The organism is Thioclava sp. ISO4, assembly GCF_058105145.1.
Genome location: NZ_CM176571.1, coordinates 353614 through 369726, shown reverse-complemented (window position 1 = coordinate 369726; position 16113 = coordinate 353614). Strand labels below are relative to the sequence as shown.

Here is a 16113-nt window from a genome sequence, read left to right as displayed (position 1 = left end):
CATCATCTCGCCATTGCACGGCCTGCGCAAGCGTTTGCGTGTCGCATCATAGCTGCGCGGGGATCAGGCCGCGCAGGGAGTTGCCCATGAAGACCTCGCCTTGCGCCAGATCTTCGGGCCGCAGGACGGCTTCGCGGGCGGCCCCTGTCTCCAGCATCTCCTCGCGCAGGATGCCGGGCAGCAAGCCGCAGGCGCGTGGCGGGGTCAGGTAGATGCCGTCGCGTTTCAGGAAGAGATTGGTGATCGTGCCTTCGCAGATCTCGCCGCGCTCGTTGAGCAGGATCGCCTCGTCCACGCCCGCGGGCAGGGCGGTGCGGGCGGCATCGTAGGGCGCGCGCGCCGTGGTCTTGAGGCGCAGCATCGGGTCCTGGCTGTCGAGGGTGACGCACGAGATATGGAGGCGCCACGCGGTTGTCGGCGTCAGCGGCGCAGAGGTGATCTCGAGCGCGCCCTTCGCGTCGAGGGTCAGGCGCACCCGCAGCGGGCTCTCGCCGGAGATCGCGTCGAGCGCTGCCGTCAGTTCCTCTCGGTCGAGCGGATAGCCAAGCTGCTCGGCGCCGCGGGTCAGCCGGGCGATATGGCGGGCGCGGCGGCGGATACCTTCGCCGGGATGCCAGCCGAAGGTCTCGATCAGCTTCAGATCTGCAGGAACCGGGTTTTCCAAAGCGCTTCCTCATATTCGCCGTGGGCGGTGGAATCATAGACCAGCCCGCCGCCGACATTCACCCGCCATTGGCCGGGGCCGGTCTGCATCAGCGTGCGGATCGCGACGTTGAACTCCATTCGGCCATCGGGCGCGGCCCAGCCGATCGCGCCGCAATAGATGCCGCGCGGGTCGGGTTCCAGCTCGTGGATGATCTCCATCGCGCGGATCTTCGGCGCGCCGGTGACCGAGCCGCAGGGGAACATCGCGCGCAGAATCTCGGGCAGGCCGGTGCCGGGGACCAGTTCGCCTTCGATCTCCGAGATCATCTGGTGAACCGAGCGATAGGTCTCGACCTCGAAAAGGCGCGGCACCCTGACCGAGCCCGGCGTGCAGATGCGCGATATGTCGTTGCGCAGCAGATCGACGATCATCAGGTTCTCGGCGCGGTCTTTCTCGGCCCCCATCAGATCGGCTTTCAGCGCGGCGTCCTCATCGGGCGTCGACCCGCGCGGGCGGGTGCCTTTCATCGGCCGCGTGACGATCTTGCCACCCTCGACGCGGAAGAACAGCTCGGGCGAGCGTGACAGCAGGCGCACCCCGGCCAGCGCGACATCGGCCCCATGCGGGACTTGGCCCGCGCTGGACAGGGCCGCATATAGCGCCTCGGGCGTGGCGTCGCTCGTCACGGGGATCGGGAAAGTCAGGTTCACCTGATAGCAATCACCCGCGCCGATATACTCGTGGACCGTCCGGAAGGCCTCGGCATAGCGCGCCTGAGACCAGAGCGGCTCGCCCAGCTCGATCTGCGGCGCGTTCTCCGAGATCGGCGGCGGGGCATCCTCGGGCGCGTCGAAAACCCCGAAGGCCAGCAGCGGCAGATCGCGGTTCTCGGGCAGGAGCGGTGCGAGGCGTTCGCTCAGACAATAGCCCAGCTCGTAGGAGGCGAACCCGGCCAGCCATCGCCCCTCATCCTGCGCGCGCGTGATCGCCGCGAAAGCTGCGGGCAGATCCTCCGGCGCGTCGGCGCGGATGACCTCGTGGGGGTCGCGGAAGCGGCAGGGCCGATCGTCCGGCCCCCTGTCGAAACGGACCTCGTCACTCATGGGCGCACTCTATGCCAATCTCCGAAGGGGCGCGCAGCCGAAAAGCGACGCTTGGCGCCGCTTAGGCCTTCTTTTCGGCGGCCGAGACAAGCAGCGGCTGTGCGGCCGTATCGGGGGCCAGCTCCTCGAAATCGAAATTGTCGAGGCGACGCGCGCGTTTCCCGGCCTTCTCGGCAGAGATCTTGATCTCGGAGATGTCTTTCGCAGCCTGCCCGAAATGCCGGTCGAGGTTTTCGACACGGGTGCCGAGCCGGTCGACATCGGAATAAAGCGCGGCCAGTTCTTTCCGGATCGCGCCCGCCTGTTCGCGCATCCGCGCATCCTTCAGCACGGCGCGCATCGTGTTCAGCGTCGCCATGCAGGTCGTGGGCGAGACGATCCAGACCTTCGCGGCAAAGCCTTCGCGCACGAGTTCGGGGAAATTCGCGTGCAACTCTGCATAGACCGCCTCGGAGGGCAGGAACATCAGCGCGCCGTCCGCCGTCTCGCCTTCGAGGATGTATTTCTCCGAGATCGCCTTGATATGGGCGCGCACCGCCGTTTTCATCGCGCGGCTGGCCTCTTGGCGCTCCCATTGCGTGTCGGCGCGGCGCAGCGCCTCATAGGCTTCCAGCGGGAATTTGCTATCGATCACGATGGGGCCGGGCGGGTTCGGCAGGTGGATCAGGCAATCTGCGCGCTTCCCGTTCGAAAGCGTCGCCTGCATCGTGAAACTGTCCGAGGGCAGCGCCTTGCCGACGATATCGTGCAGCTGAATCTCCCCGAAAGCGCCGCGGGTCTGCTTGTTCGACAGGATGTCCTGCAGGCCCAGCACATTGCCGGAAAGCTTCTCGATATTGGCCTGCGCCTTGTCGATCGCCTCCAGTCGCTGATGCAGATCTCCCAGCGAGCGCGCCGTGCGGGTCGCAGTGCCATGCAGGCTTTCCGACATGCCGCGCGAAACCTCGGCCAGGCGCTGCTCCATCAGAGCGAGCACCTTGGTCTGGCTCGCGGCCTGCGCCTCGGAGACGTGATGCAGCCCGCCGGACAGCTGTTGCTGACCGTCCGAGAGGCTTTGCACCCGCTGAGCGAGAAGGTTCATCTGGCCGACCATCGGGTCCATCGCACGGGTCTGACGGCCCGCAGCACGCAGCATGGCGACCATCAGGATCAGCAGGATAACAAGCGCCGCGCTGCCGAGCAGAAGGCCGAGCGTCAGCGGGTCGTTCAGGGTCAGGGTCATATCGCCAAGCTGGATCATGTGCGGCCAAACAGTCTTTCAATATCGCTGAGCTTCAATTCGACATAAGTCGGACGCCCATGGTTGCACTGGCCGGAATGGGGGGTGGCCTCCATCTGGCGCAGCAGCGCGTTCATCTCGTCGGCGCGCATCTGTCGGCCCGAGCGGATCGAGCCGTGGCAGGCCATGCGGCTCAGCACCGCTTCGATCTTGGCCTGCACCAACTGGCTGTCGCCCAGATCGGACAGCTCGTCGAGCACGTCGCGCAGCAGTCCTTCGGCATTGATCTCGCCCAGAACGGCGGGGGTCTCGCGCACCGCGATCGCGCTGCCGCCGAAGGGTTCGATGGTCAGGCCAAGGCGCGACAAAGCGTCGGCATGTTCCAAAAGCAGCGACGCGTCGCCCTGAGAAAGTTCCACGATCTCGGGGATCAGCAGCGCCTGTGCGGGCACCCCATTCTCGGCCATCTGGCCTTTCAGCTTCTCATAGACGAGCCGCTCATGCGCGGCGTGCTGATCGACGATGACGATGCCGCGCTCGGTCTGGGCGATGATGTAATTCTCATGCACCTGTGCGCGGGCGGCGCCCAGGGGCTTCTCGGTCAGCGCGGGCTCGGCGGGCGCCGGGGCCTCGGCGCGGGCCGAGGGCGCATAGTCGAAGCTGGGCGCAGGGGCCTCCTGGAAGGACGGCTGCTGGTAGGAGGGGGGCTGATAGCCCGGATCGGGCAGCGGCGCCTGCGCGGAGTAGGACGAGCGCATCGCGCCAAGGCTCGGGCGATCCATCTGATAGATGCGCGGCGGCTGATCGGCGGCCGGCTCGGGGCGCATCGCGCCGAGAGTCGCATCCGAGACGGTCGAGGACGCCCGGTGTCCCGCCTGCGCCAGCGCATGGCGCAGCCCCGTCACGATCAGCCCGCGCACGGTCGCCGCCTCGCGAAAGCGGACCTCGGCCTTGGCGGGGTGGACGTTGACGTCGACGCGCTCGGGCTCGCAGGTCAGGAACAGGCAGGCGGCGGGGTGACGCTCGCGGCTGAGGAAATCCATGTAGGCCGCGCGCAGCGCGCCGGTCAGCTGCTTGTCGCGCACGGGGCGGCCATTGACGAAGAGGAACTGCTCCACCGCCGCGCCGCGCGAATAGGTGGGCAGCGCTGCGTAGCCGGTCAGGCGGATATCTTCGCGCTCGGCGTCGATCTTCACCGCGTTATCCGAGAAGGCGCGCCCGATCACCCGGGCCAGTCGTTCCGAGAGCGCATCGAACAGCTCGCCCTGCTCGCCATCGGCGCGGAAGATCTCGCGCGATTTGCCGTTCGAGACATCGGTGAGGGTGAAGCTGACATAGGGCTCCGCCATCGCCAGCCGCTTCATCACATCGGCGATCGCCTGCGCCTCGGCCCGGTCGGTGCGCATGAATTTCAGCCGCGCGGGCGTGGCGAAGAACAGGTCGCGCAGCTCGACCACGGTGCCCCGGTTCAGCGCCGCCGGTTTCACCGGCCCGATCTGGCCGCCCGCCACGCTGATCTGGAAGGCGTCGAGACCATCCACACGCGAGGTGATCGTCAGCCGTCCGACCGCGCCGAGCGAAGGCAGAGCCTCGCCGCGAAAGCCGAAAGTGTGGATGTTGAGAAGGTCCGAGCCGTCGATCTTCGAGGTGGCATGGCGCGAGAGCGCCAGCGGCAGATCCTCGGCGGTCATCCCGCAGCCGTCATCGGTCACGCGGATCAGCGTCTTGCCGCCATCGCAATATTCCACCGCGACCCGCGACGCGCCCGCGTCCAGCGCGTTCTCCACCAGCTCTTTCACCGCCGAGGCCGGACGTTCGACCACCTCGCCTGCCGCGATGCGGTTTGCCGCAGCGTCATCGAGCTGCCGGATCACAGGACGCTCAGTCGCGCCGATATTGCGGTTGTGCTGGTTCATTCCACTAGGGATAGCATGGCGCGGCGCTCATCTAAAGAGATTCGCGCCAGCTATCCCCAGCGAAATCAGTTCAGGCCCTGCGGGCGTCCGACCACGACGAAGGTCAGGTTGTCGGGGTTCAGGATGCGCTTGGCCACACGCTGAACATCGGCCTTCGTGACCGCGTTCACCTTGTCGTTGCGGGTGTCGATATAGCTCGGCGCCATGTCGTTGAGCTGCATCCCCGTCAGGATGCCCGCGATCGTGCCATTGCCGTCGAAACGCAGCGGATAGGCGCCGGTGAGGTAGGTCTTGGCGTCTTCCAGCTCCTTGTCGGTGACCTTGCCGGTCGCCGCTTTCTGCCACTGCTCTTTGACGACCGAGATCGCCTCGGCGACCTTCTCATTGGCGGAGGCGAAGCTGCCCTGCCACGTCTTCGCCAGATCCTTGTCGACGATATAGGAGGCGATGCCATAGGTCAGGCCGCGCTTCTCGCGCACCTCGTCCATCAGCCGCGACGAGAAACCGCCCGCGCCGACGATCTGGTTGAGCACATAGGCTGCGAAGAAATCGGGGTCTTTCAGCCCGATCCCCTTCTGGCCGAACATCACCACCGATTGCGGGCTGTCGAAATCGACCGTGGTCACGCCGCCCTTGAAGCTGGGGTCGGCGGGGGGCGGCATGTCGGCGCCCTTGGCGGGCAGATCGCCCAGCAGCTTGTCGAGCATCGGCCCGAGTTCTTCCGGGGTGATGTCGCCCACGGCGGAAACCACCATGTGATCGCGGCTCATCACGCGGTCCTTGGCCTCGAACAGATCCTCGCGCGTGAGACCCTTCACGCTCTCGACCGTGCCGTTGAGCGAGCTGCCATAGGGATGATCGCCATAGGTGATCTCGCGGAATTTCTCGGCCGCGATGTCGTTGGGGTTTTGCTTGTCAGATGCGATCACGGCCAGCACCTGCTGGCGGACGCGTTCGATCGCGCTTTGATCGAAGCGCGGATTGACCAGCGCCTCGCGCAGAAGGTCGACGGATTTGTCGCGGTTCTCGGTCAGCATCCGGGCCGAGATGTCGAGCGAGTCGTCGCCCACGTCGAAGCCGAATTGCGCGGCGAGCGCTTCCTCGGCCTCGGCGAATTGCTGCGAGTTCTTCTCGCCCGCGCCCTCTTCGAGCGTGGCGGTCATCAGGTTGATCGCGCCGCGCTTGCCCTTCGCGTCGAGGCTCGCACCGCCCCGGAAGGCGATGTCGAGCGCGGTGAAGGGGATGTCGTGATTCTCCACCAGCCATGCCTTGATGCCGCCGGGCGAGGTGACCTGCTGAATGTCGATCGCTCGGGCGGGCAGCGCCAGCACGAAGGCGAAGAGCGACGCCATCACGAGGCGCGCTGTGATCGGGAAACGGGTGTGGATCATTGGGTGATCTCCTGCGCAGGCGCGGGCGGTGCGGCGGGGGCGGCGGCTTCGGTGGGGGCGTCATCGGGGCGCTTCGCGTAGCCCGTCACCGAGTCCTTGTTCTGGAACAGGTCGCGGGCGGCGGCCATCACGTCCTCTTCCGTCACTGAGGTCAGAACATCCGGCCAATCCTCGACATCTTTCACCGAGAAGCCCGAGGCCAGCGCCTCGCCATAGCGCCGCGCGAGCCCTTGCGTGTTGTCGCGCGAATAGATTTCGGCGGCCTTCACCTGCGTCTTGATGCGGGCGAATTGCTCGGGGTCGATGCCTTCCTTCAGGAATTGCTTCAGCGCCGTGTCGAGCGCCTTTTCGGCCTCGGGGAGGCTCACATCCTTGGCGGGCATCACCGAGAGGTTGAAGGTCGTCGCATCGATCGACATGCCGTCATAATAGCTCGACGCATAGATCGCGGTGCCGTCGCCATAGATCAGCTTGCGGCCCAGCACGGAGGTCGCCTGATTGCCGCCGAGAATCTCGGACAGCACGGTCAGGGCGGCGGCGCGCTTCTGGTCGCCCGGGTTGCGTTCGGGGGCGAGGTAGCTGCGCACCAGATAGGGCTGGGCGATCTGCGGGTCCTCGAAGGTCAGGTGCCGGGAGGCGCGTTGCGGCGGCTCCTGCGGACGGGCGCGGGGGCTGAGGTCCTCGGTCGGTTTCAGCTTGCCGTAATACTTCTCGGCCAGCGCCTTCACCTCGTCGGGCTTCACATCGCCCGCGACCACGAGGATCGCGTTATTGGGTGCGTAATATTCGTGATACCAGTTGAGCGCGTCCTGCCGGGTCAGCCCTTCCATCTCCTTGCGCCAGCCGATGACCGGCGTGCCGTAGGGCGAGTTGAGGAACTGGGCGGCGCGCTCCTGCTCGTTGAACAGCGCCCGCGGGTTGGAATCGGTGCGTTGCGCGCGTTCTTCGAGGATCACCTGCAACTCAGTCTTCGCGTCATCGGGCGAGATCCGCAGATTGCGCATCCGATCCGCTTCCATCTTCATCACCAGCGGCAGCCGGTCGGCCGCGATGCGCTGGAAATAGGCGGTGTAGTCGTAGCTGGTGAAGGCGTTGTCCGAGCCGCCATTGGCCGCGACCGTCTTCGACAGCTCACCCGGCGCCATCGTGTCGGTGCCCTTGAACATCAGGTGTTCGAGGTAATGGGCGATGCCGGATTTACCGCGCTTCTCGTCGGCCGATCCGGCTTTGTACCAGACCATATGGACCACGACCGGAGCGCGGTGATCCTCGATCACGACGCCTTTCAGGCCGTTTTCCAACTCGAAAGTAGAGACGTCACCGGCCACCGCCGGGCTCAGACCTGCCAATGTCAGCAGGGCGAACAGGAATGCACGCAATGCCCAACTCCTCACAAGACACAGTTTGGGCGAAGATAAGCACTCTCGCCCCACGTGCAAACGCCGGTGACGTTCTCGTGATGATTTTTCGGGTTACTTGACCGCCTGTTGCGCTGCACCCGAGGGCGGTGCGCCGGGGGTGACGACGCCGAGGCGACGCCAACGCTCAAGCTCTGCCGACTGGTCGAGCTCCATCGGCTTATAGGCTTTGTAATAGACCGAGACCTGGAACAGACGCTCCAGCAGGCGACCGTCGTGATCCTTGCGCCACTGGTAATCCTCGGCGGCGAGGGTCTGGCGGATGCCCGCTTGGCTGCCGTAACGCGATGCGGCGGAGACCAGCGCACGATCCGAGGTCGGGACCTGACCGGTCTCGTCGAGGCGGCGCGGATTGCCGCCAAGTGCGGCGACGGCATCGGCCTCGGGCGTGGGATCGGTGATGTTCTTGCCACCCGGCGTGGGCGGCGGCAGCGCAGCGAGATTCTCCGGCATCTCCAACGGCTTCGTCGGGATCACGCCGAATTCATCGGGGCCTTGATGCGACGACCGCAGATTCATCAGGCTGGGGTCGCGGGAATTGCCGCAGGCAGCCAGCGTCAGTACCGCTGTAAACGCGAGTCCGAGCGTGCCGATCCGAGCCTGCATGAACCACTCCCTTGCCAGTTCCGCCCCCGTCTTAACGCAACATTGGAGCGTCGTCACCTGCGAAAAACAGGCTAGCCGTCGTTGGCGCGATGGTCCTTGCCGGTGAACAGCACCAGACCGACCGCGCCGAGGAAAATCGCCACATCGGCGACGTTGAAAGAATAGGGGTTCTGCCAGCCCGGCAGCGACATGTTCAGAAAGTCCGCCACCGCGCCATAGACGAGCCTGTCGACCACGTTCCCAAGCGCACCGCCGACCAGCAGCCCGGCCGAGATATTCACCCGCGCCGAATGCGGCTCACGCGCGATCCAGACCCAGACCCAGAGCGAAATCACCAGCGCGACGATGATCAGCAGCCAGCGCATCCAGTCGGTTTCGCCGGAGAATAGGCCGAAATTGACGCCGCGATTCCATGCCATGCGAAAGTTGAGATAGGGGGGCGCCACGTCGATCGCGCCGCGCTGATCGAGATGCATCCCCTGCACGACGATATATTTCGACACCTGGTCGAGGAGCAGGACGCCCGCTGTCACTTTCGCTGCTAGCCGCATCGGGCCCCCGTTTGTTTCTCGTCACGTCTTCATGCCAGAAGGCGCAGCCCGGCATCTACCGGGCTACGCGAAGATACCGGCGGATCAGTGGCGGAAATGGCGCATTCCGGTGAAGACCATCGCGAGGCCGCCCTCGTTCGCCGCGTCGATCACTTCCTGATCGCGCATCGAGCCGCCGGGCTGGATGATCGCGGTGGCGCCGGCCTCGGCTGCGGTGATCAGGCCGTCGGCGAAGGGGAAGAACGCGTCGGAGGCCACGACCGAGCCCTTGGTGGGCGTCTCGGCCATGTCGCAGGCCTCCATCATGTCTTCGGCCTTGCGCGCCGCGATCCGGGTCGAGTCGACACGGCTCATCTGGCCCGCGCCCACGCCGACGGTCGCGCCGTCCTTGACGTAGATGATCGCGTTCGACTTGACGTGTTTCGCGACTTTCCAAGCGAACAGCAGGTCTTTGAGCTCCTGCTCGGAGGGCTGGCGCTCGGTCACGACTTTCAGATCGTCCAGCGTGATCACGCCGTTGTCCTTGTCCTGCACGAGGAAGCCGCCCGCGACCTGACGATAGGTCGTGATCGGTGCGGTGATGTCGGGCAGGCCGCCGGTTTCCAGCAGGCGCACGTTCTTCTTCTTCGCGATGACTTCCTTGGCGGCTTCGTCCACCGAAGGGGCAATGATGACTTCCGAGAAGATCTTGGTGATCTCTTCGGCGGTTGCCGCATCCAGCGTCTGGTTCAGCGCGATGATGCCGCCGAAAGCCGAGGTGCGATCGCAGTCGAAGGCGCGCTTATAGGCCTCGATCACGGTCTCGCCGGTCGCCACGCCGCAGGGGTTGGCGTGCTTGATGATCGCGACGGCGGGCTTCTCGGTGCCGAATTCCGAGACCAACTCATAGGCGGCATCGGTGTCGTTGATGTTGTTGTAGCTCAGTTCCTTGCCCTGAAGCTGCTTGGCGGTCGCGACGCCGGGGCGGTTCGTGCCGTCGAGGTAGAAGGCCGCCTGCTGATGCGGGTTCTCGCCGTAACGCAGGGTCTGCGCGATCGTGCCGGCGAAGGCGCGGCGGCGCGGGGTCTCTTCGCCGATGGCGCTTGCCATCCAGGTCGAGACGGCAGCGTCATAGGCCGCGGTGCGGGCATAGGCGATCTGGGCGAGGCGCTGGCGGAACGGGTAGGAGGTCGCGCCGTCATTCGCGTCGAGCTCTTCCAGAACGGCGGCGTAGTCCTCGACATCCACGACGGTCGAGACGAAGGCGTGGTTCTTCGCCGCAGCCCGGATCATCGCCGGGCCACCGATATCGATATTCTCGATGCAGGTGTCGTAATCGGCGCCCTTCGCGACCGTTTCCTCGAACGGGTAGAGGTTCACCACCAGCAGGTCGATTGCCTCGATCTGATGCGCTTCCATCGCGGCGAGATGCTCTTCGTTGTCGCGCAGCGCCAGCAGGCCGCCATGCACTTTCGGATGGAGCGTCTTCACGCGCCCGTCCATCATCTCCGGGAAGCCCGTCAGTTCGGCGACGTCGCGCACGCTGAGGCCGGCTTCGCGCAGGGTCTTGGCGGTGCCGCCGGTCGAGAGAAGTTCGACGCCGCGCGCGGCGAGCGCTTGGGCGAATTCGACCAGTCCGGTCTTGTCGGAAACGGAAATCAGCGCACGGGTCAGGGGGATCGGGCGGGTCACGGGCAGCTCCTCGCAAGGCTCAGGTCAGGGGCGCCCAGGGCCATCCTCGGGATCTGCCCCAAGGTCAGGGCGCGTCGATGGCCGTGGAGTTATCGCGTGCTTGCGAAAAGGTCCAGCCAATCTGGCAAGCCCGGTCCAGAACCTTGCTGGAAAGCACGATCTGTTGCGCAGGACGCGGGCGAATGCGCCCTTTTTCGAGGTAAACCGAGGGGTCCAGCGCCAGATCGGCGACCCCGTCATGGCGGAAAATCCAGATTTCTCCGGTGCGCAGCGCGACTGAGACGGCGGTGCCGCCCAGATCGAGCGCCGCGTCGCAATCGGGATGCAGGTGGAAGCGGATGTCGAAGGGAATACCGCGCAGGCCTTCACGCTCGAAGATCTGGTCGAAGCGCTCGATATCCTGAGGCGTCATCGCGCCCAGCGTGTCGCGCCCGCGCAATTCGCGCCCGTCGACGGACAGGTCCAGCTCGCGGATATGCGACATGCCATGGGTCTCGGCATAGCCGTCATGGCCGAAGATCATCCCGGTCTCAGACAGGTCGTCGGGCTTGAACCAGACGTTCTTCGGCGTCTTGTCGAGATAGGCGCGCGGGGCCCGCCCGAACAGACGCTCGGGGCCGAGGCGGGAGGACGAATAGCCGTAGATCGAGAGGGTTGAATGGCTGGCGGTGGCGCGGCCCGCGCGATGCCAGTCAGAGCCGAACTGCGCGCCCGAACCGCAATTGACGATCAGCGGGCGACGGCCCGAGGTCAGCTCGAAGGCCAGCGTCGAGGCATGAGCATTGGCCGAGGCCTCGCCCTGCGGCGGTCGCGCCGCGTCGATGATCAGCGAGCCGCGCCCGCCCTGCATCCGCACGAAGCCCATCGCGATCGGCTCGCGCCGGACGCTGCGGATGCCGGTCGCCGAGAGCGCCGCGTCGAGCCGCCCTTCGGGGCCGCGCCCGCCACCGTGAAACCGCGCCAGCGCCCCATCCGCATGGCGCAGCGCGCGCAGGGTCGGCGCGATCCGCGCGATGGCATCGAGGATCGGACCGGGCGGCGTGCGCCCTGCCGTCTGCAACGCCTCCGCTGCCCAGTTCAGCAGCGTCAGAATTTCCAAAAGTTCCTCGGGGTTTCGGGTCGCGATCCCGCCCTCGGCGTCGATCTCCTGCGCACAATCGCGCGACAGCGCCTCCAGCGCGGGGTCGGCATGGCGCTCCATTCCGGTCAGCGCAAGGCCCGCATAGACAAGCCCGGTCAGCGCTTCGAAGCGGGGCAATCCGCAGGCCGCGCCCGCCCAGCGTTTCGACAGGAAGATCGTCTGTTGGCCGAGCGCACGGAAGAAGCGGTCGGCATCGTCACGCTCGCGCGCGTTCAGCAGTAGGATTGCGTGGTTGATCCAGCGGATCAGGCGGCGGCCCGTCAGGTCGGGCGTCCAGCCCGGCCCGCTGCCGTCGCCGAAGCGCTCGATCCAGCCGAAGACCCATTCCTGCCCGCGGATGCGGGCCTCACGGGTGCCCAGCGCCGCGAGATCGTCGAGCCAGCCGCAGCCCTGCAGCGCATCCTCGAAAGCCGGGCCGGGTATCGGCAGGTCCCAGATATTGACCCCCGGACCTTCGATCAGAGAACCCGCAAACAGGAAATTGCCCTGAACGAGTTGTCGGCCCTTCGCGTAAGAGCCGATCGTGCGCGGCTCGGGCTGGCTGACGAAGCCGGTCGCGGTTTGCGCACGGCCTGCGCGCGCAGCGGCAAGGCGGTTCAGCGCCGTGCCCAGTTTTGCCGATGATCGGGTTCTGTCCTTGCCCATTCCGTAGCCGCTTGCATGCCCTTCTGTCGGGGAATGCGGTCACGTTACTGGGAGGCGGGCGCGCTGTCACCGCCTCGGCGGTCGGTTCACGCAGAGCGTTGCAGTCGCGCCATGTAAAACCCGTCCATCCCCCCGAGATCAGGCCAGAAATCGGGCCGCAGCCGCAGCCCGCCCTCTTCGGTGATCCAGTCCGGCGCGATGCCGGGCAGGTCGGGACGGATCACGGTGAGGTCCGGATGCCGCGCAAGCGCGGCCTTGATCTGCGCCTCGCCCTCTTCGGGCAGAAGCGAGCAGGTCGCATAGACCAGCGTGCCGCCGGGTTTGAGCCATTGCAGCGCACGGTCCAGAAGCTGTTCCTGCAGCGCGAAGAGCGGCTTGATCGAGGCGCCGTCCTTGATGAAGGGCAGGTCGGGATGGCGGCGGATCGTGCCGGTGGCCGAGCAGGGCGCATCAAGCAGGATCGCGTCGAAGGGGGCGTCAGGCTCCCATTCGAGCGCGTCGGCCGCGATGATCTCGGCCTCCATCTGCGTCCGGTCGAGGTTTTCCGCCAGCCGTTCCAGCCGCGCCTCGGAGATATCGAGGGCGGTGACGTCGGCCCCCATCGCGGCGAGTTGCAGCGTCTTGCCGCCCGGGGCTGCGCAAAGGTCGAGCACCCGTGCGCCCGCCTCAGGGGCCAGCAGCTTCGCAGGCAGCGCGGCGGCGGCATCCTGCACCCACCACGCGCCGTCTTCGAAACCGGCCAGCTCGGACACTTTGCCCGGATCGGTCAGCCGCAGCGAGCCCGTCGGCAGAATCGTCGCGCCCAGCGTCTCGGCCCAGCCGGCGGCATCGTCTCTCACGCTCAGATCGAGCGGCGCGCCTGCCAGATGCGCGACCTCCATCGCCTGCGCGGCCTTCTTGCCGAAGGACGACATGACGCGCCCGCGCAGCCAGCCCGGCATTTCCGGCGCAGGCGTCGTGGCCCATTTCTCGCCCTCCTCGGCGACCTTGCGCAGCACGGCATTCACCAGCCCCGAGAAGCTTTGCAGCTTCGGCCCGGCCGATTTCACCAGCGTCACGGCAACATCGACCACGCCATGTGGGGCTTGTTTTTCCTCCAGCAGCTCGACCGTGGCCAGCCGCAGGATCGCCATCACATCCGTTGGCGTGCGGCGGCGCAGATGCGGTTTGATGATCCGGTCGGCGCGGCCGAGATGGCGCAGCGTCGTCGTGGCGAGGCGCTGGGCGCGGGCGCGCTGTGCAGGCTCCAGCCCGTCGAGCGCCTCCGCGCCGATCTGTTCGGCGAGGCTCTCGCGATCCTCGAGAACGCCCACGATCAGGCCAAGGGCTGCGCGGCGCGCGGGGTCGGGTCTGGACATGGGCTGCGGCTTCCTGGCTTGTTGCGGCTTAAGCACGGGCCTATATCATGCCCCGATCCACAGACAAGAAAGGACGCGCCATGTCCGATCAGCCCGAAGAGACCCGCGACCTGCCGCCCGCCGCGATCCGTGCGCTCGCCGAAGCCGAAGAGCGCCGCAAGAACGCGCAGGCGGCCGAACTGCCGACCGAGCTTGGCGGTCGCGACGGACCCGAGCCCGTGCGCTACGGCGATTGGGAGAAGAAGGGCCTCGCGATCGACTTCTGATCGCGGCGCCGCATGATGGCGGGGAGGGGGCGCTGCCCCCTCGGCGCGTTGCGCCTCACCCCCAGGATATTTTAGCCAATCCGAAAGTGCTGTGCGTCAGAGCCCCAGCACGTCGAGCATGTCGTATTCGCCGGGGCGCTTGTCCTGACCCCAGAGCGCGGCCTTGAGCGCGCCGCGCGCGAAGATGGCCCGGTCGGTGGCGACATGGCGCAGGATGATCCGCTCGCCCATACCGGCGAACAGCACGTCATGCTCGCCCACGATGTCGCCGCCACGAATGGCCGAGAAGCCGATCGCGCCGTGCTTGCGCGCGCCGGTGATCCCGTCGCGGCCCGACTCGCGATTGTCTTCGAGCGAGATGCCACGGCCTTCCGCGGCCGCCTCGCCCAGCATCAACGCGGTGCCAGAGGGCGCGTCGACCTTCTTGTTGTGATGCGCTTCGATGATCTCGATATCCCAATCGGCATCGAGCGCGGCTGCGACTTTCTTCGTCAGCTGCGTGAGAAGGTTCACCCCGAGGCTCATGTTCCCCGCCCGCACGATCACGGCGTGCCGCGCGCAAGGCGCGAGCGCCGCGATGTCGTCCTCGTCCATGCCGGTCGTGCCGATCACATGGGTCAGGCGTGCCTGCGCCGCGATCTTGGCGAATTCGCGGGTGGCGGCGGGCGCGGTGAAGTCGATCACGGCCTGCGCGCCGGAAAACGCCTCGAGCGGATCGTCGGTCACGATCACGCCGTTCGGCGCGCCGCCCATCGCCTCGCCAAGATCTTTGCCGACCCAGTCATGGCCCGTGCGTTCGACGGCGCCCACAAGGCGCGCCTTGTCGCTCTCGCTCACGGTGCGGATCAGCATCTGGCCCATCCGGCCCGACGCTCCGGTGATCACGATGCCCGGCAGGTCGCTCATGTCTTTCTCCTTCACGGTTTCGCGCTATCTAGCTTGAGCAGGCGGGCTTGGCAAAGCCCCCGTTGCGCAAAAGGCGCAGACGCCCTATGTGAGCGCCATGGCAAAGAACCGTTTCTCCTCGGGCGATGGCCCTTCGCAACGCCAGCTTCGCATGGGCGAGTTGATCCGGCGCACGCTGTCGGACCTCCTGATGCGCGGCGATGTGCATGATCCCGACCTCAACCGCGTCTCGGTGACGGTGGGCGAGGTGCGCTGCTCTCCCGACCTGAAGGTCGCGACCGCCTATGTGACGCCCTTGGGCGGCGAAGGCGGCAAGGAGCTGATCGCGGCGCTTGCGCGCAACAAGGGCGAGCTGCGCCGCTTGCTCGGCAAGGAAATGACCGCGAAATACAGCCCCGATCTGCGCTTCCGGCTGGACGAGACCTATGACCGTCTCGATGAGACGCGTCGGATCTTCTCGGACGAGACGGTGCAGCGCGATATCGCTGCGCGCGACGATGACGAAGACGATGAAGACGATCGCGACTAATGCCGCGGCGCTGATGCTGCTGGCCGCGCCTGCGCTGGCCGATGCACCTTGCGCAGATCGCAGCTTCGACGGCACGACCTACACGGTCTGCGAAGCCAGGCTCGGGCAGGACCTGAAGCTGTTCCTCGACGATCCCGATGGCAATCTGATCGGCACGCCCGAGCGGCTTTCCGAGGTCGTGCCCAAGGGCGACCGCGTCGTCTTCGCGATGAATGCGGGGATGTATCATCCCGACCGCAAGCCGGTGGGCCTGTTCATCGAGAACGGCAAAGAGCTGCATTCGATCGTCACCTCGGAAGGGCCGGGCAATTTCGGTCTGCTGCCCAACGGGGTCTTCTGCATCGGAGACAGGTTCTCGGTGACGGAATCGCGCGCCTTCGCCGCCGATCCGAAGGACTGCTCCTATGCGACCCAATCGGGGCCGATGCTGGTGATCGACGGCGCGCTGCATCCCAAGTTCCTCGCCGATGGCACGTCGAAGAATATCCGCAACGGGGTTGGGGTCTCGGCCGATGGCAAGACCGCCTATTTCGCGATCTCCGATGCGCCGGTGAGCTTTCACGAATTCGGCCGTTTCTTCCGCGACGAGATGCAGGTGCCCAACGCGCTTTATCTCGACGGCAAGATCTCGCGGCTGACCGTGCCCGGTCAGGGGCGCGAGGATATGGGCCTGCCGATGGGGCCGATCGTGGCGCTGATCGCGCCTGCCGCCCCCACTGCTGGAGATTGACGGCTCGCGCCGCTTGG

At 66.4% G+C, this 16113-nt stretch carries 15 protein-coding genes; 3 read left to right on the top strand and 12 right to left on the bottom strand.

Annotated features, from left to right (window positions below):
• Positions 1-46 precede the first annotated feature (46 nt).
• The 11 genes from AC2TZ7_RS01900 to AC2TZ7_RS01850 all read right to left on the bottom strand — a co-directional run bounded on the left by AC2TZ7_RS01900 (position 47) and on the right by AC2TZ7_RS01850 (position 13665).
• A complete protein-coding gene (locus AC2TZ7_RS01900) occupies positions 47-664 on the bottom strand; it encodes an aminotransferase class IV family protein (protein ID WP_489865698.1) in 618 nt (205 codons plus the stop codon).
• Positions 637-1749 carry an aminodeoxychorismate synthase component I gene (locus AC2TZ7_RS01895; RefSeq protein WP_489865697.1) on the bottom strand — a complete coding sequence of 371 codons (1113 nt, stop codon included), beginning with the start codon at positions 1747-1749 and terminating at the stop codon, positions 637-639. The genes AC2TZ7_RS01900 and AC2TZ7_RS01895 overlap by 28 nt, the downstream gene beginning before the upstream one ends.
• 61 nt (positions 1750-1810) lie before the next feature.
• Positions 1811-2989: a DNA recombination protein RmuC gene (locus AC2TZ7_RS01890; protein ID WP_489865696.1), complete on the bottom strand. Its 1179-nt coding sequence runs from the start codon at positions 2987-2989 to the stop codon at positions 1811-1813.
• Complete coding sequence (gene mutL / locus AC2TZ7_RS01885; protein WP_489865695.1) at positions 2986-4884, bottom strand: DNA mismatch repair endonuclease MutL; 1899 nt, start codon at positions 4882-4884, stop codon at positions 2986-2988. Before mutL ends, AC2TZ7_RS01890 begins: the two co-directional genes overlap by 4 nt.
• A 65-nt stretch (positions 4885-4949) precedes the next feature.
• Positions 4950-6275, bottom strand: a complete 1326-nt coding sequence (locus AC2TZ7_RS01880; RefSeq protein ID WP_489865694.1) for a M16 family metallopeptidase — start codon at positions 6273-6275, stop codon at positions 4950-4952.
• Entirely contained in the window at positions 6272-7654 is a 1383-nt protein-coding gene (locus AC2TZ7_RS01875) for a M16 family metallopeptidase (protein WP_078542513.1), read from the bottom strand. The genes AC2TZ7_RS01880 and AC2TZ7_RS01875 overlap by 4 nt, the downstream gene beginning before the upstream one ends.
• Before the next feature lie 93 nt (positions 7655-7747).
• Positions 7748-8299: a DUF3035 domain-containing protein gene (locus tag AC2TZ7_RS01870; RefSeq protein ID WP_098412196.1), complete on the bottom strand. Its 552-nt coding sequence runs from the start codon at positions 8297-8299 to the stop codon at positions 7748-7750.
• A 71-nt stretch (positions 8300-8370) separates the two neighbouring features.
• A complete protein-coding gene (lspA, locus tag AC2TZ7_RS01865) occupies positions 8371-8850 on the bottom strand; it encodes a signal peptidase II (RefSeq protein WP_489865693.1) in 480 nt (159 codons plus the stop codon).
• Positions 8851-8934: 84 nt separating this feature from the next.
• On the bottom strand, positions 8935-10521 hold the full coding sequence (purH, locus tag AC2TZ7_RS01860) for a bifunctional phosphoribosylaminoimidazolecarboxamide formyltransferase/IMP cyclohydrolase (protein ID WP_489865692.1): 1587 nt from the start codon (positions 10519-10521) through the stop codon (positions 8935-8937).
• A gap of 64 nt (positions 10522-10585) precedes the next feature.
• Complete coding sequence (locus tag AC2TZ7_RS01855) at positions 10586-12307, bottom strand: heparinase II/III family protein (protein WP_489865691.1); 1722 nt, start codon at positions 12305-12307, stop codon at positions 10586-10588.
• Between the two features lie 86 nt (positions 12308-12393).
• Positions 12394-13665, bottom strand: a complete 1272-nt coding sequence (locus AC2TZ7_RS01850; protein WP_489865690.1) for an RsmB/NOP family class I SAM-dependent RNA methyltransferase — start codon at positions 13663-13665, stop codon at positions 12394-12396.
• 80 nt (positions 13666-13745) lie between these two features.
• On the opposite strand from AC2TZ7_RS01850, the gene AC2TZ7_RS01845 reads away from it, so the two are divergent.
• On the top strand, positions 13746-13931 hold the full coding sequence (locus AC2TZ7_RS01845) for a DUF1674 domain-containing protein (protein WP_078521523.1): 186 nt from the start codon (positions 13746-13748) through the stop codon (positions 13929-13931).
• A 96-nt stretch (positions 13932-14027) separates the two neighbouring features.
• On the opposite strand, the gene dapB is transcribed toward AC2TZ7_RS01845, so the two are convergent.
• Positions 14028-14837, bottom strand: a complete 810-nt coding sequence (gene dapB, locus AC2TZ7_RS01840) for a 4-hydroxy-tetrahydrodipicolinate reductase (RefSeq protein ID WP_489865689.1) — start codon at positions 14835-14837, stop codon at positions 14028-14030.
• 97 nt (positions 14838-14934) lie between these two features.
• Here dapB and rbfA point away from each other — a divergent pair, with 97 nt between their 5' ends.
• The gene (gene rbfA / locus AC2TZ7_RS01835; RefSeq protein WP_078521678.1) at positions 14935-15366 is read left to right on the top strand and encodes a 30S ribosome-binding factor RbfA; all 432 of its coding nucleotides are present in this window, start codon (positions 14935-14937) and stop codon (positions 15364-15366) included.
• Positions 15335-16096 carry a phosphodiester glycosidase family protein gene (locus AC2TZ7_RS01830; RefSeq protein ID WP_489865688.1) on the top strand — a complete coding sequence of 254 codons (762 nt, stop codon included), beginning with the start codon at positions 15335-15337 and terminating at the stop codon, positions 16094-16096. Before rbfA ends, AC2TZ7_RS01830 begins: the two co-directional genes overlap by 32 nt.
• The last annotated feature ends 17 nt before the right edge of the window (positions 16097-16113 follow it).

Excerpts from the sequence above, each read along its gene's own strand:
- AC2TZ7_RS01895 (WP_489865697.1), bottom strand. The coding sequence starts at position 1,749 with ATGAGTGACGAGGTCCGTTTCGACAGGGGGCCGGACGATCGGCCCTGC.
- AC2TZ7_RS01890 (WP_489865696.1), bottom strand. The coding sequence starts at position 2,989 with ATGATCCAGCTTGGCGATATGACCCTGACCCTGAACGACCCGCTGACG.
- mutL (WP_489865695.1), bottom strand. The coding sequence starts at position 4,884 with ATGAACCAGCACAACCGCAATATCGGCGCGACTGAGCGTCCTGTGATC.
- AC2TZ7_RS01880 (WP_489865694.1), bottom strand. The coding sequence starts at position 6,275 with ATGATCCACACCCGTTTCCCGATCACAGCGCGCCTCGTGATGGCGTCG.
- AC2TZ7_RS01870 (WP_098412196.1), bottom strand. The coding sequence starts at position 8,299 with ATGCAGGCTCGGATCGGCACGCTCGGACTCGCGTTTACAGCGGTACTG.
- lspA (WP_489865693.1), bottom strand. The coding sequence starts at position 8,850 with ATGCGGCTAGCAGCGAAAGTGACAGCGGGCGTCCTGCTCCTCGACCAG.
- AC2TZ7_RS01855 (WP_489865691.1), bottom strand. The coding sequence starts at position 12,307 with ATGGGCAAGGACAGAACCCGATCATCGGCAAAACTGGGCACGGCGCTG.
- AC2TZ7_RS01850 (WP_489865690.1), bottom strand. The coding sequence starts at position 13,665 with ATGTCCAGACCCGACCCCGCGCGCCGCGCAGCCCTTGGCCTGATCGTG.
- AC2TZ7_RS01845 (WP_078521523.1), top strand. The coding sequence starts at position 13,746 with ATGTCCGATCAGCCCGAAGAGACCCGCGACCTGCCGCCCGCCGCGATC.
- dapB (WP_489865689.1), bottom strand. The coding sequence starts at position 14,837 with ATGAGCGACCTGCCGGGCATCGTGATCACCGGAGCGTCGGGCCGGATG.
- rbfA (WP_078521678.1), top strand. The coding sequence starts at position 14,935 with ATGGCAAAGAACCGTTTCTCCTCGGGCGATGGCCCTTCGCAACGCCAG.
- AC2TZ7_RS01830 (WP_489865688.1), top strand. The coding sequence starts at position 15,335 with ATGACGAAGACGATGAAGACGATCGCGACTAATGCCGCGGCGCTGATG.